Here is a 13,519-nt window from a genome sequence, read left to right as displayed (position 1 = left end):
CCAGGCCCCGCCGCACCGGCCGAATGACGCGGCACCGGACGGCGCGCGCCCGTCAGCCCGTGCCGTCCGTCGTGCGCGCGATCGCTTCCGCCAGCTCCCGCACGTCGACCGGCTTGCGCAGGTAACCGTCGAAGCCCGCCTCGCGCACGCGGTGCTCGTCCGCCTGCCCCGCATGGGCCGTCACGGCGAGCACGCGCACGCCCGCACCGCTCGCGTCGTGACGCAGCGCGTCGAGCAGCCAGAAGCCGTCGCCGTCGGGCATCGCGAGATCGGACAGCACGACGGTCGGGCGCACCTGCGCGACCATCTCCATCGCTTCGCGGCCCGACGATGCGACGTCGACCTGCGCGCCGAGCGTGGTCAGCGCGGCGGACAGGCTCGTGCGCGTGGTCGCGTCGTCGTCGACCAGCAGCACGTGCTGGCCGTCGAGCGCCATCGGCTCGTCGTCTTCCGCCTGCTCGGCCAGCCACGCCATCACGCCGACCGGCTGCCAGCCGATCGGCAGCATCACGGTGAAGGTCGCGCCGTGGTTGCGCCCCTCGCTCTCGACCGTCACCGCCCCGCCATGCAGCTCGACGATGTGCCGCACGATCGACAAGCCGAGGCCGAGGCCGCGGCGCGGCGACGCCGGCGATTCGTCCGCGCGGCTGAATGCGTCGAACACCTTCGGGATGAACCCGCGCGCGATGCCCTGCCCGGTGTCCGCGACGGTCAGCACCGCTTCGCTGCCGGCCCGCGCGAGGCCGACCGTCACGCGGCCGCCGCGCGGCGTGAACTTCAGCGCATTCGACAGCAGGTTCGACAGCATCTGCCGGAGCCGGTCGCCGTCGCCCGACACGACGCACGCATCGACCGCGCAATCGGTGTCGAGCACGATGTCGTTCGCCGACGCCGCCTTGCGGAACACGTCGGTGACATCGGTGACGATGCGCACGAGGTCGACCGGCATCGCTTCGAGGCGCAGCTTGCCCGTTGCGAGCGACGACACGTCGAGAATGTCGCCGACCATCCGCGACAGCGACCGCGCACTGCGGTCGATCGCGTCGACCGCCTGCCGGTGCAGGCTCGCGTCGGCGGAGTTGCGCAGCACCTCGACCCAGCCGTAGATCACGTTGAGCGGCGTGCGCAGCTCGTGCGAGACCATCGCGAGCAGTTCGTCCTTGAGCCGGTTCGACGTCACGGCCTGCCGGCGGGCGTCGCGCGCGCCGCGCAGCGAGCGCTGCGCACGCCGGTCGCGGCGGCGCTGGTCGGCGGCGCGCCGCACGCCGAGCGCCAGCGCGACGCGTTCGCGCATGCCGTCCTGCGGCGGGCACGCGGCGACCGTCGCGCGGAACCGCTCGCCGTCGACGCCCACGCACAGCAGGTCGAGGGGGCCGACCATGTGGCGCATGTCGCGAAACGCGTCGTCGAGCGGATGCCGCCGCAGCCAGCGCGCCGCGACCAGCATCGCGACGTCGCGCCCGAGCACGTCGTCGGTGTCGTAGCCGAACATCCGCTGCGCGGCCGGGTTCCAGCTCACGATGCGGCGCGCCGCGTCGATGCCGATCAGCGCATCCGGCGACGCGTCGATGACCGCGCGCACCGTCCGGTTCGCGTCGGCGCGCGCCCGCTCCGCGCGCGCGTCGCGCAGCAGCAGCACCGCGCCGTCGACGTTGCCGCTTTCGTCGAGGATCGGCGACGCGATCTCGACGATCGGCATCGGTTCGCCGTCGTGCATCAGCCAGTGCTGATCGGAGATCGCGGCATCGCCGCCGTCGAGCACGCGATCGAGCGGCGTCACCCGCACCCGCCGCCCCTTGCCGTCGTAGACGCGCAGCACGTCGTGCACGGGCCGGCCGATCGCGTCGTGCTGCGTGCAGCCGGCCAGCGCCTCCGCCCGCGCGTTGACGAACGTGACCCGGCCTTGCAGGTCGCTCGCCAGCACGCCCTGCGCGAGCGACTGCAGCATGGCCTCGTATTGCCGGCGCGCGATCGACTCGCGGCGCAAGTGCGTGCCGTGGACGAACCGCGCGCGGCGCAGCATCGTCGCGATCGCACAGGCGAGCACGCCGGCCAGCACGAAGGTGCCGAGCCGGATGAGCCGTTCCGGCAACGATTGCGTATAGGCGGACGGATCGGACAGGAACAGCGTCCACGCGAGCGCGCCGCTGGCGGCCGTCGCGGCGAGCCCCAGCGGAAACGACGTTGCCCACGCCACGCACGCGAGGATCGGGTAGTACAGCAGCAGCGGCAGGTTCACGCCGCCGAAGCGGATCGCGAGCGCCTGCAGCACCGTCGCGATCGCGACCAGCGTGATCGCGATCGCGACGCCCCGCAGAAATCTTGCACCGTGTGTCATCGCGTTGCCTCCCATCGCCGCGCATCGGCGCGCCGGTACGCGACTTGCGCGCACGCATGACGCCGCCCATCTGCGCGGCGCCTCATGGAGATCCGTTCATGCCCTTCCCGACGCGCTGGCTCGTCGTCTCGCCGCACCTCGACGACGCCGTATTCAGTTGCGGGCAACTGCTCGCCCGATCGCCGGGCTCGGTGGTCGCTACCGTGTTCGCCGGCATTCCGCCGCGCGGCACGCTGGCGCGCCGGATGGCACGCGCTTGCCGGGCTCGGCTGGACGCTTCGGGAGCGCCGCACGCTCGGTGCGCGCGTCGAACGGATGCGGCGGCGGGTCGCGGCGGGCGAGCCGGAGGGCGACAACTAGCCGCGTGCGCCTGTTCATCACGTGCCCGGTTTGTCCGGCGGCTTGCCGGATGACGCATCGGGCGTTGCGTCAGGTGTTGCGCCGGGCGTTGCGTCAGGCGTTGCATCGGGCGTCTCTTCGAGTTGCGCGAGCCGGTTGTAGATCGTCTTCAGGCTCACGTCGAGCAGCTCGGCCGCCTGCGCCTTCACGCCGCCGCACTGCGCGATCGTGCCCTGGATCAGTTGTCGGTCGACTTCGTCGAGCGACGTGCCGAACGGCACGACCACCCGATCGTCATGCGGATCGACCATCGCCGACAGTTCCTCGAGGATCGGCGGCGGCAGCGTGTCGATCACGTCGCCGTCGCAGAAAATGGCCGCGCGCTGCACGAAGTTGCGCAATTCGCGCACGTTGCCGGGCCACCCATACGATTTCAGCGCCTCGCGCGCGGCCGGCGCGAAGCGCAGGTTGCGGCCGCTCTCGGCGCAGAACTGCTGCAGGAATGCGTCGGCGAGCATCGGGATGTCGTCCTCGCGCTCCCTGAGCGGCGGCAGCGCGATCGGAAACACGTTGATCCGGTGATACAGGTCGGGCCGCAGCTTGCCGTTCGCGAGCGCGTCTTCCGGATCGCGATTCGTCGCGGCGACGATCCGCACGTCGACGTCGACTTCGCGCGTGGAGCCGAGCCGCGTCAGCTGGCCCGTCTCCAGCACGCGCAGCAGCTTGACCTGCGATTCGATCGGCATCTCGGTGATCTCGTCGAGAAACAGCGTGCCGCCGTCCGCGCGCTCGAAGAAACCCTTGTGCTGACGGTCCGCGCCGGTGAAGCTGCCGCGATCGTGGCCGAACATCTCGCTCTCGACCAGGTTCGCCGCGATCGCGCCGCAGTTGATCGCGAGGAACGGGCCGCGCCGCCGCAGGCTCAGGTCGTGGATGGTCTGCGCCGCCAGCTCCTTGCCCGTGCCCGATTCGCCCGTGAGCAGCACCGACGCCTCGGTGCGCGCGACGCGGCCGATCGCGTCGTAGGTCGCCTGCATCGCGCTCGAGCTGCCGATCATCCGTCCGAAGCGCCCGAGGCTCTGCAGTTCGGAACGCAGCGCCGCGATTTCCTCGTGCAGCGCGCCGGTGCGCGGCACCCGCGCGAAGATGCTGTTCAGGCGCTGCATGTTGATCGGCTTCACGAGGTAGTCGGTCGCGCCGCGCCGCAGCGCGTCGATCGCGGTTTCGAGGCTCGCGTGGCCGGTGGTCAACACCATTTCGCAGTGCGCATGTTTCGGCAATGCATCGAACAGCATCATGCCGTTTCCGTCCGGCAGCACGAGATCGCACAGCACGAGATCGGGTGCGCGCGTCGCCAGCAGCGCGCGCGCCTGTTCGACCGTGGCGGCGGTGTCGCACACCAGCTGCTGCGATTGCGCGAGCGCCGCGAGCATCGCGCGCGTATCGGCATCGTCTTCGACGATCAGGACATAGGGCATCGAGCCTCCCGGGGAATGCGCGCCGCCGGCTTCGCATGCGCGCGTTACAACAGATGAATCATGTGCACGGCACACCGTTCATCGAGTATAGAAGACGTGTGTCGCGCGTTCGGCGCACATCGATTAAATCTATCCGGCCGCGCGGCACGCATTGCGAGATTCAATAATCGGCGCGCATGAAAATCGGTATCCTTTCCGCATGAAAATCGCGAGACGGGCGGCAAAATTTTCGTCCGGCTGCGAGACGTCCGGTCAATTTCTCCCTATCTGACACCACATCATGTCGAGACCCGGCGATGACGGAAAGCGGCTGTTCGGCACCTCGCTGTTGATCCAGGCGCTGTTGCAAAAAATCGCGAAGGTCGCGACCACACGGGCGAGCGTCCTGATCGTCGGCGAAAGCGGCGTCGGCAAGGACATCGTCGCCCGGCTCGTGCACGACATGAGCGCGCGGCGCAACGGCCCGTTCGTGCCGGTGAATTGCGGCGCGATCCCGCCCGACATCGCCGAATCCCAGTTGTTCGGTCACGAAAAAGGCAGCTTCACGGGCGCCGTGTCGCAGCACGTCGGCTTTTTCGAAGCGGCGCGCGGCGGCACGCTGTTTCTCGACGAAATCGCCGAGATGCCGGCCGAATTGCAGGTGAAGCTGCTGCGCACGCTCGAATCGAACACGATCACGCGGGTGGGCGGTCACGAATCGATTCCGCTCGACGTGCGCATCATCTCGGCCACGCATCACGATCCGGTCGCGGCCGTGCGCGAGGGGCGCTTGCGCGAAGACCTGTTCTACCGGATCGCGGGAATCGCGCTGCACGTGCCGTCGCTGCGCCAGCGCGAGAACGACGTCGACAGCATCGCGCAGGCGTTCATCGATCGCCTGAACGTGCGCCATTGCACGCGCAAGCGGCTGTCGAGCCAGGCGATGAAGGCGTTGCGCGCGTATTCGTGGCCCGGCAACGTGCGCGAGCTGCGCAATGCGCTCGAACGCGCGTTCATCCTCGCGGACGATCAGATCGACCTGCATCTGCCGCGTCGCGCGGCGCCGCGCGACGAGATCCTGAAGAACGCGATGACGCTGCACTTCGGCACGAAGCTCGCACATTCGCAGCAGCGCTTCATCCTCGCGTCGCTGCGGCATTTCAACGGCGACAAGCCGCGCACCGCGAAGGCGCTCGGCATCAGCCTCAAGACGCTGTACAACCGCCTCGCGCTGGTATCCGAGCGCGAGCGCGAGCGCGAGCGCGACGCGCAGGCCCGGCGCCGCGCGTGACGCGTCAGCCCACGGCATCGCGCAGCGCCGCATCCCAGTCCCGCACGAACCGCTCGATGCCGAAGCGCGCGAGCGCGTCGCGGCGCGCGGCGGCGCCCCACTCCTGCGCGAGCGCCGGCTCGCGGATCAGCGCGCGCATCGCGTCGACCAGCACGGCGGGCCGCGTATCGGCGACACCGTTGTGCCCGGAGCGCACCAGCTGCGCCATTTCGGTCGTCGCGACCGCGATGATCGGCAGCCCGATCGTCATCGCCTCGATCACCGCGAGCCCGAGGCTCGTGTAGCGGATCGGATTGAAGAAGAACCGGTAGTGCGACAGGAAATGCGGCAGCGCCGGGTTCGGCACCTCGCCGATGCCGCCGAGCTCGGCCGAGCCCATCCCGACGAGATCGAGCGGCACGCTCCGGCGCACGGTCTCGAACACGTCCGCGCCGAGGCGCCGGCCGCGCCGCGCGAGGTGGTTGACGACCGTGACGCCCTTCGGCAGCGTGCCGCGATAGGCGACGTCGTCCGGGATCAGCACGCCGTGCTCGATCACGCGGGTCGGCGTGACGCCGTTGTCCCACATCAGCGCGTTGAACGGCGTCACGTGCACCAGCAGCATGTTCGGATCCTGCACGGGATGCAGCGCGTCGGTCGGGTGTTCGCGCGGCGGGTCGTGTTCGACGAACAGCGCCGGCAGCTCGCGCTGCGCGTCGCTCAGCACGTGCACGCGGTCGTGCCGATAGTGATCGTGATGCTGGTAGAGCACGCAGTCGAACGCCGTGTCGCGCACGCATTCGATCGGCACTTCCCGCACGTTGTCGCCCCACGGCAGATGGCCGACGCGGCCGGCGTAGCCGGGCGGATGCCGCGCCTTCGTCACGACCAGGAAATCGTGCGGCGCCTGCGACAGGTAGTACAGGTAGTTGCCGTGCACCTGCCAGGTCAGCACGCGCAGACGTCTATCCGACATGGCGCACCTCCCTGCCGAGCAGTTCGTCCACGCGGCCGATCACGTCGTCGACGCCGAGCGCGGTCGCGCAGACGTGCTCGTACGGACAGGTGTCGTACATGCATGGCCGGCAGGCCGGATAGATCGCGAGCACGCGATGCCGTTCGCGATCGAGCGGCGCCCAGCGCGCCGCATCGCTGCCGCACGCGACGACGATGCTCGGCGTGCCGACCGCCGCGGCGACGTGCGAGACGCCCGTGTCGTTGCACAACAGCAGCCGCGCGCGGCCGATCAGCACGGCGAGCGTGCCGAGCGGCGTGCCGCCGCACAGGTCGATGCAGGGCCGCTCGAGGCGGCTCTCGAATGCGTCGGCCAGATCCGCTTCCGCGTGCGTGCCGGTCAGCACGATCCGCAAGCCGTGGTCGGCCAGCCAGCGCGCGACCGCGGCGAAGCGCTCGACCGGCCAGCGCCGCGACGGCATGCGCGCGCCGGGATGCACGACCGCATAGCGGCCCGCCTTCAGGCCATGCTTGTCGGACAGCACCTGCCACGTCGCATAGTCGAGGCCGCCGAGCGGGAATTCGAGGTAGTCGCCCCAATCGTCGTAGCCGAGGCTGCGCATCAGCTGCAGATAGCGCTCGATCTCGGGCTTGTCGTCGGGCCACGGAATCGCGTGGTCGAGCGGCGTGGCGCGGCCGTCCGGCGGGACGAAGCCCGCCGTGCGCGCCGCGCCGAACGACGCGACCACCGCGTTCGCGTATTCGCCGCTGCCGTGCAACTGGATCGCGAGATCGAACGCGCGCGACCGGAACGTCTCGCGGAACGCGTCGGCGTGCGCGGCATCGGGCTCGGGTTGCTCGACGAGGCCCGGCGCGCCGGGAAATGCAATGAAGTCGTCGATGTATTCGGAGAATCGCGATGCGAATGCGCGCGCCCACGGCAGGCCGACCAGCGTGATTCGCGCGTTCGGTTCGCCGCGCCGCAAGGCGCGCAGCGCCGGCACCGCGCACAGCATGTCGCCGAGCTGCAGCGCCCTGAACACCGCGATGCGCGGGCGGCCGGGCGTGTCGGGCAGCGAGGGGGAAGGTTCGAGTTTCATAAGAAGATCACCTTGAAATGCAGCGCGCCGCGCACGCGCCAGAACAGCGACACCGGCGGAATGACGATCGACGTGACGATCATTTCCGCGACATGCGACGGCGTGCGGCGCGCGCCGCGCAGCCGCAGCGCGCAGAACGTGCCCGTGATCACCGCCCAGAGAGCCGCGCATGCGGTGCCCAGCGCCGTGCGCCCCGTGGCGAAGCAGGCGAGCGCGGCGCACGCTGCCAGCGTGGCCACGTAGTAATGCCACGGCGGCACGGCGCGGATGTGCAGCCGGTACAGGACGCGATGCTTCTTGTACAGCAGCGCGTCGAAGAACACCTTCGACTGCTGCGCGATGCTCACGCCCCATGGCGCGGGGCGCACCGGGTGGACGATGCGCGCGGCCTGCGCATCGACGATCGGCCCGGCCTGCTCGCGCAGCGCGAACATCAGGTCCGCATCCTCGCGCCACGCGCGCGTGAAGCGTTCGTCGAAGCCGCCGACGCGCTCGAGCGCCGCGCGCCGCACGAAGCAGTTCGCGGTCGCGAAATCGGCGGATGCGAGCCCCGCCACGTCGCGTTCGTAGTCGGTCGGCCGCGGCGGCAGCGGCACGTCGATGCGTCCGGCGGCGGCCGCCGCGCCAGGCTCCGCGAGCAGCGCGTCGGCGCCGTGCCGCAGCCAGTCCGGATCGGCGATCGTATCGTCGTCGGTGAACGCGATCACCGCGCCATGCGCGGCCCGCCAGCCGACGTTGCGCGCGGCGGCGGGGCCCTGCGTGGCGGGCGCGGTCAGGTAGCGCAGCGCGGGCCTGCCGCTCAGGCGCGCCCGATGCGCATCGACGACCGGCCAGGCGCTGCCGTCCGGGTCGTCGTCGACCACGAGGATTTCGTACGTGGCCGGATCGAACACCTGCGCGCACAGTGCGTCGAGGCAGCGCGCGAGCAGGTCGGGCCGGCGGAAGGTCGGCACGACGATCGAGATCACGGGCGGCGGCGCCGGCTGCGCGTTCATCTGCGCTTCTCCAGCAGGAACGAGCCGATCACGAGCGCGTCGAGCGGCGATGTCCAGAAGCATTCCACCGCGTCGCGGGGCGTGCAGACGATCGGCTCGCCGCGCGTGTTGAACGACGTGTTGACGAGCACCGGCACGCCGGTCAGCGCCTCGAACTCGGTCAGCAGCGCGTACAGCAGCGGATGCTGCGCGGCGTCGACCGTCTGCACGCGCGCGGTGCCGTCGATGTGGCACACGGCCGGAATCTCCGTATCGCGGCCCGGCACGATGTCGTAGACGAACAGCATGAACGGCGCGCGCAGGCGCGCCTGCTTGCCGCCCGCGAACCACCGGCTCGCCTTCTCCTCGAGGACGACCGGCGCGACCGGCCGGAAATCCTCGCGATCCTTGATCCGGTTCAGCCGCTGCTGCATCCGCGCATCGATCGGCGACGCGAGGATCGAACGTGCGCCGAGCGCGCGCGGGCCGAATTCCATGCGCCCCTGGAACCACCCGACGACCTGGTTCTCGGCCAGCAGCGCGGCCGTCTGCGCGGCAACGTCAGGCATGCGCCGGTACGGCACCTGTGCGTCCTGCAGGAACGCCTCGATCGCGTCGTCGTCGAACGCCGGCCCGAGATACGCATGGTCCATGCGCCAGTCGCCGCGCGCGCCGCGCATCCGGAAATCGGTCCATAGCGCGGCGCCGAGCGCGGTGCCCGCATCGCCCGCGGCCGGCTGCACCCACACGTCGTCGAAGCGGCCCTGGTCGCGCAGCTTCGCGTTCATCACGCAGTTGAGCGCGACGCCGCCCGCCATCGCGAGATGGCGCTCGCCGGTCGCGCCCGCGAGCCAGTCGGCCGCCTGCAGCACGGTGTCCTCGAGCACGCGCTGCAGCGCATGCGCGACGTCGCAGTGATGCGGCGTGATCGGGCCGCCGCGTTCGCGCGGCGGCCCGAACATCGCGGCGAGGTCGCCGTCGACGAGTTCGTACTGCCCGTCGCCGCGATAGCGCACGAGGCCTTGCATCGCATCGGCGAACACCGGCGTGCCGTACGACGCCAGCGCCATCACCTTGTATTCGTCGGACGAGTGCAGGAAGCCGAGATAGCGCGTGACGCGCTCGTAGAGCAGGCCGAGCGAATGCGGGAGGTCGACCTGGCCGAGGCGCCGGTAGCGGCGGCCGTCGAACGCGCCATAGCTGGTCGTCGCGCGTTCGCCGCGCCCGTCCATCGTCAGCACCGCGCATCGCTCGAACGGCGCGGCGAGAAATGCGCTCGCCTCGTGCGCGAGGTGATGCTCGACGAAATGCCAGCGATACGGGCCGTCGGGCGCGACGCCGCGCAGCCGCCGCTGCAGATGGTGCGGCGCGCCGCCGGCGAGCTGCCGCGGCGCGTTGACGATCGACGACAGGAACAGCGGATGCCACGGCGACCCGGCCGCGCCGCCGGCCGGCCGCGCGTGCGCGGACGGCGACAGCGGCAGCGTGAGCGCGGGCTCGGCGGCGTCGTGGCCGAGCTCGATCCATGGATCGTACGAATACGCGACGTGATGCACGTCGACGAGCGCGATGCCGGCCTGCGCGAGACAGCAATCGATCGCGTTGAACGGCAGCTCCCAGGTCGAGAACGGCACCGGCCGCTTCGCGTGCTTCACGTGCGTGAAGCGCTCCTCCTCCGCCGCGGCGAGCACCTCGCCGTCGCGCACCAGGCACGCGGCGCTGTCGTGGAAGGCGGCGTTGATGCCGAGCGTGTACAGCGGTTCAGGCGTTCCAGGCCGGGGCATCGGTTACCTCCTCGTGGTCGCGGACGCGAACGGAATCACGTTCGGGCCGTCCGCTGCCGCTTCGTCGTCCGTGCACCGGCCGGCCTGCGCCGCGGCGGGTTCGATCTCACGCCGCGCGCCCCCGCGCAGCAGGCTGTGCGCGGCGCGCACCACGTCGTCCACGCCCACGCCGAGCAGGCACGGATGGCCCGGCTGGTCGCACGCGCTGCGATAGCAATTGCGGCACGGCACGTCGACGTTCAGCACGCGGTGCGGCACCTGCCACGGCGTGTGCTGCGGGTTCGTCAGCGCGTACAGGTCCACCACCGGCGTGCCGAGCGCAGCCGCCACATGCACGGGGCCGCTGTTGTTCGAGATCAGCAGGTCGGCCACCTCGATCAGCGCGCCGAGCTCGCCGATCGACAGCGCGCCGGCGAAGCCGACCGCGCGCGGGCCGGCGCGCGCGCACACGGCCGCGACCAGCTCGCGTTCCGCGCTGCTGCCGGTCACGGCGATGCCGTCGAAGCGCGGCGCGAGCTGCGCCGCCACGTCGCCGAAGCGCTCGGCGGGCCAGCGCCGCGACGCCGCGCTCGCGCCCGGATGGACGACCAGCCAGCGGCCGAGCCCGTCGATCGGCCGGGCCGCGCCGTCGAGCCGGGGCAGCGCCGCGCGCAGCCGCGCATGGGCGGCGCGCCGCGCCGCGTAGCCGGGGTCGAACGTCATCCGCCAGTCGGCGGTCGTCGCGCCGACCGTGCGCACCAGCGCCATCTGGCGCGCCACCTCATGCCGCACGCGGCGGTGCGGCTCGGTCTCGGCGACGTAGTCGGTCAGCAGCTGGTACGGGTTCTCGCGGCAATGCGCGAGCCGCAGCCGGATCCCCGCGAGCCAGCACATCATCGCGGCCGGCAGCGCGCTCTGGCTGTAGACGGTGAAGATCGCCGCCGCATCGAAGCGGGCCGTCAGCAGGCGCGCGACCATGTCGAGATCGGCCACCGGGTTGCCCGGCGCATCCGGATGCTTGACCCACGGCGCGTCGTACGCCCACACGTCGTCGATCATCGGCAGGTGGCCCGCGAGCGACGCGGCGGCGCTCGAGGTCAGCAGCGTCAGGTGAACGCCGTCGCCATCGCCGCTTTCCTTCAGCGCGCGCAGCGCGGGCGTCGTCATCAGCACGTCGCCGAGGTTGTCGAGCCGCACGCACAGGATGCGGCGCGCGCCGAACCATGCCCCGTTCATCTGCACACCTCCGGATGACACCGCGCGGTGACGCGCGCGACGATCGCCGCCGCGTCGTCGAGGCGGCCGACGATGTAATGCGGCGTGCGGCTTGCGTCGATCCGCCATTCGGTCTCGTGGCCGCGGTCGACGAGCACCGTGCTGCAATGCGCGGCGCGGCCGGCCTCGACGTCGTCGAGGATGTCGCCGATCATCCAGCTCGCATCGAGCGCCACGCCGAGCGTCGCCGCCGCGCGCTGCAGCATGCCGGGGCGCGGCTTGCGGCATACGCAGTCGCATGCATAGGCCGGCACGACGCCGCCGGGATGGTGCGGGCAGTAGAAGAACGCCGCCAGCGTCGCGCCGTGCTGTTCGAACAGGTCGGCGAGACGCCGGTGGACTACGCCGAGCGCGCTTTCGGTGAAGCGGCCGAGCGCCACGCCCGGCTGGTTCGACACGACGGCGACCGGCATCCCGAGCCGGCCCAGCAGGCGCAGCGCGCGGGCCGCGCCGGGCGCGAGGCGCATGCGCGCCGGATCGACGTTGTACGGCACGTCGTCGAGCAGCGTGCCGTCCTTGTCGAGCAGCACGGCCCCGCGCGCGCGTTCCGGGCGACGAATCAGGGCCATGACGTCTCCCGCATCGGCAGCACCATCAGCTCCGGAATGACCGTGCCGGGCGGCTGCGTCAGCACGAAGCGCACCGTCGCCGCGACGTGCTCCGGCGGCTGCAGCGTCGCCTCGTCGATGTCCGGAAAGCGGTCGAGCAGGAACGGCGTGCGCATGCCGCCCGCGACGATCGCCGACACGCGCACGCCCGCCGGCCGCAGTTCCGCGTGCAGCGCGTGCGACAGCCCGAGCAGCCCCCATTTCGTCGCGTGGTACGCGGACGCGTTGGGCCATGCGCGCTTCGACGCGGTGGACGCGATGTTGACGATGTGGCCGTCGCCGCGCGCCTTCATCATCGGCACGGCCGCATGGCACACGAGGTAGGGGCCGAACAGGTTCGTCATCAGCACGCGCTGCCACGCGGCCACGCTGATGTCGTCGATCGGCGACGTCACGTCGATTCCCGCGTTGTTGACGATCACGTCGAGTTCGCCGAACGCTTCGCGGGCGTCGTGCACGGCCTGCATCACCGACGCCTCGTCGGCGACGTCGAGCGCCTGGCCGACGGCACGCCCGCCGTGGCGGGCGAGCTGCGCGGCGACGGCGGCCGCGCGATCGGCGTCCAGGTCGGCCACCACCACGTTCGCGCCCGCGCGCGCGAGTTCGTCGCAGATCGCCGCGCCGAGCCCGCGCGCGCCGCCCGTGACAAAGGCGGTCTTGCCGACGAGCGGCGGCCGGGAAGAATCGAGGGTTTGGCTCACAGGCGCCTCCGCGTACCCATCCGAACGGTTGACGCTTGTGGGGACAAGCGTCGCTGCGAGGGATCAAGCGAGATCCATGCCCGTGCGGCAATACGCGTCGACACGCGTCGGGCGCGCTCGCGGCAGAGGCGCCACGGCCCGGTCATGCGCGGCGGCCGATCGTTTTTATAAGCGGGTGTAAAACGGCCCCGCGCGGTTCACAGCGCGAGCGCATCGGGCGTTGCATCCGCCCGGTGCTTCGCGAACGCGCGCAGGCATTGCGCGATGCAGCCGGCGAACGCTTCGTCGAACCAGGGCAGCGCGCCGGACACGCCGACCACGATGCCGTCGCGCGCAACGCCGCCCCACAGGTTCGTGTCGCCCGCGCGCAGCCGGTGCGGCTCCAGCGCCTGCACGAGATGGCCGTCGCGGCCCGTCTCCCACGACAGCCGCGCTTTCGCGCGGGCGTACGCGCGATAGTCGGCGTCCCATTCCTTCGGCGCGGGCAGCGAGAACTCGTACAGGATCGCGTCTTCGAACGGCGCGTCGTGCGGGCCGAGCCCGGGATCCATGATCACGATGTGCAGGCAGCCGCTGTCGCCGATGGCGTCGCCTTGCAGCGCGGCGGACAGGCTCGGCAGCAACAGCTCGACGGCCGCGATCGCCGCCTGGCGATCGGCGAACGCGCTGCCGCTGCGGCGCACGGGCAGGCCGCCCGTTGCGGGGTTCAGAAGGTTCGACATGGTGTTCTCCCACGGTGG

At 71.2% G+C, this 13,519-nt stretch carries 11 protein-coding genes and 1 pseudogene; 2 read left to right on the top strand and 10 right to left on the bottom strand.

Translation table 11 applies throughout. The features are described from left to right. Positions 1 to 52 precede the first annotated feature (52 nt). Positions 53 to 2,338 carry a hybrid sensor histidine kinase/response regulator gene (locus HWY45_RS22065; RefSeq protein ID WP_059880708.1) on the bottom strand — a complete coding sequence of 762 codons (2,286 nt, stop codon included), beginning with the start codon at positions 2,336 to 2,338 and terminating at the stop codon, positions 53 to 55. 98 nt (positions 2,339 to 2,436) lie between these two features. Here HWY45_RS22065 and HWY45_RS37455 point away from each other — a divergent pair. Then, positions 2,437 to 2,670 (top strand): annotated as a pseudogene (locus HWY45_RS37455) (hypothetical protein); the annotation flags it as partial. Between the two features lie 45 nt (positions 2,671 to 2,715). Here the strand turns inward: HWY45_RS37455 and HWY45_RS22055 are convergent. Next, positions 2,716 to 4,155, bottom strand: coding sequence for a sigma-54-dependent transcriptional regulator (locus tag HWY45_RS22055; RefSeq protein ID WP_081063147.1), 1,440 nt, complete (start codon positions 4,153 to 4,155; stop codon positions 2,716 to 2,718). A 280-nt stretch (positions 4,156 to 4,435) separates the two neighbouring features. Here HWY45_RS22055 and HWY45_RS22050 point away from each other — a divergent pair, with 280 nt between their 5' ends. Then, entirely contained in the window at positions 4,436 to 5,425 is a 990-nt protein-coding gene (locus HWY45_RS22050; protein WP_059880555.1) for a sigma-54 interaction domain-containing protein, read from the top strand. A gap of 4 nt (positions 5,426 to 5,429) precedes the next feature. Here the strand turns inward: HWY45_RS22050 and HWY45_RS22045 are convergent, their stop codons facing one another. From HWY45_RS22045 to HWY45_RS22010, 8 genes are all read right to left on the bottom strand, one after another. Next, the gene (locus HWY45_RS22045; RefSeq protein WP_059880558.1) at positions 5,430 to 6,380 is read right to left on the bottom strand and encodes a glycosyltransferase; all 951 of its coding nucleotides are present in this window, start codon (positions 6,378 to 6,380) and stop codon (positions 5,430 to 5,432) included. Further along, positions 6,370 to 7,458, bottom strand: coding sequence for a glycosyltransferase family 9 protein (locus HWY45_RS22040; protein WP_059880561.1), 1,089 nt, complete (start codon positions 7,456 to 7,458; stop codon positions 6,370 to 6,372). The genes HWY45_RS22045 and HWY45_RS22040 overlap by 11 nt, the downstream gene beginning before the upstream one ends. Then, on the bottom strand, positions 7,455 to 8,453 hold the full coding sequence (locus tag HWY45_RS22035) for a glycosyltransferase family 2 protein (protein ID WP_059806189.1): 999 nt from the start codon (positions 8,451 to 8,453) through the stop codon (positions 7,455 to 7,457). Before HWY45_RS22035 ends, HWY45_RS22040 begins: the two co-directional genes overlap by 4 nt. After that, entirely contained in the window at positions 8,450 to 10,216 is a 1,767-nt protein-coding gene (locus tag HWY45_RS22030) for a carbamoyltransferase family protein (RefSeq protein WP_059880564.1), read from the bottom strand. The genes HWY45_RS22035 and HWY45_RS22030 overlap by 4 nt, the downstream gene beginning before the upstream one ends. A 3-nt stretch (positions 10,217 to 10,219) precedes the next feature. Next, entirely contained in the window at positions 10,220 to 11,431 is a 1,212-nt protein-coding gene (locus HWY45_RS22025) for a glycosyltransferase family 9 protein (protein WP_059880711.1), read from the bottom strand. Then, entirely contained in the window at positions 11,428 to 12,039 is a 612-nt protein-coding gene (locus HWY45_RS22020; RefSeq protein ID WP_059880569.1) for a D-glycero-alpha-D-manno-heptose-1,7-bisphosphate 7-phosphatase, read from the bottom strand. Before HWY45_RS22020 ends, HWY45_RS22025 begins: the two co-directional genes overlap by 4 nt. Further along, on the bottom strand, positions 12,030 to 12,779 hold the full coding sequence (locus HWY45_RS22015; protein WP_059806199.1) for an SDR family oxidoreductase: 750 nt from the start codon (positions 12,777 to 12,779) through the stop codon (positions 12,030 to 12,032). The genes HWY45_RS22020 and HWY45_RS22015 overlap by 10 nt, the downstream gene beginning before the upstream one ends. A gap of 197 nt (positions 12,780 to 12,976) precedes the next feature. After that, positions 12,977 to 13,501, bottom strand: coding sequence for a hypothetical protein (locus HWY45_RS22010; protein ID WP_059880572.1), 525 nt, complete (start codon positions 13,499 to 13,501; stop codon positions 12,977 to 12,979). Positions 13,502 to 13,519: the final 18 nt, after the last annotated feature.

The organism is Burkholderia stagnalis, from assembly GCF_902830275.1.
Taxonomy (GTDB): domain Bacteria; phylum Pseudomonadota; class Gammaproteobacteria; order Burkholderiales; family Burkholderiaceae; genus Burkholderia; species Burkholderia stagnalis.
The sequence above is the reverse complement of the archived record's forward strand: the minus strand, read 5'-3'. Positions and strand labels throughout refer to the sequence as shown.

Excerpts from the sequence above, each read along its gene's own strand:
- HWY45_RS22010 (WP_059880572.1), bottom strand. The coding sequence starts at position 13,501 with ATGTCGAACCTTCTGAACCCCGCAACGGGCGGCCTGCCCGTGCGCCGC.
- HWY45_RS22065 (WP_059880708.1), bottom strand. The coding sequence starts at position 2,338 with ATGACACACGGTGCAAGATTTCTGCGGGGCGTCGCGATCGCGATCACG.
- HWY45_RS22050 (WP_059880555.1), top strand. The coding sequence starts at position 4,436 with ATGTCGAGACCCGGCGATGACGGAAAGCGGCTGTTCGGCACCTCGCTG.
- HWY45_RS22040 (WP_059880561.1), bottom strand. The coding sequence starts at position 7,458 with ATGAAACTCGAACCTTCCCCCTCGCTGCCCGACACGCCCGGCCGCCCG.
- HWY45_RS22035 (WP_059806189.1), bottom strand. The coding sequence starts at position 8,453 with ATGAACGCGCAGCCGGCGCCGCCGCCCGTGATCTCGATCGTCGTGCCG.
- HWY45_RS22055 (WP_081063147.1), bottom strand. The coding sequence starts at position 4,155 with ATGCCCTATGTCCTGATCGTCGAAGACGATGCCGATACGCGCGCGATG.
- HWY45_RS22020 (WP_059880569.1), bottom strand. The coding sequence starts at position 12,039 with ATGGCCCTGATTCGTCGCCCGGAACGCGCGCGCGGGGCCGTGCTGCTC.
- HWY45_RS22045 (WP_059880558.1), bottom strand. The coding sequence starts at position 6,380 with ATGTCGGATAGACGTCTGCGCGTGCTGACCTGGCAGGTGCACGGCAAC.
- HWY45_RS22025 (WP_059880711.1), bottom strand. The coding sequence starts at position 11,431 with ATGAACGGGGCATGGTTCGGCGCGCGCCGCATCCTGTGCGTGCGGCTC.
- HWY45_RS22030 (WP_059880564.1), bottom strand. The coding sequence starts at position 10,216 with ATGCCCCGGCCTGGAACGCCTGAACCGCTGTACACGCTCGGCATCAAC.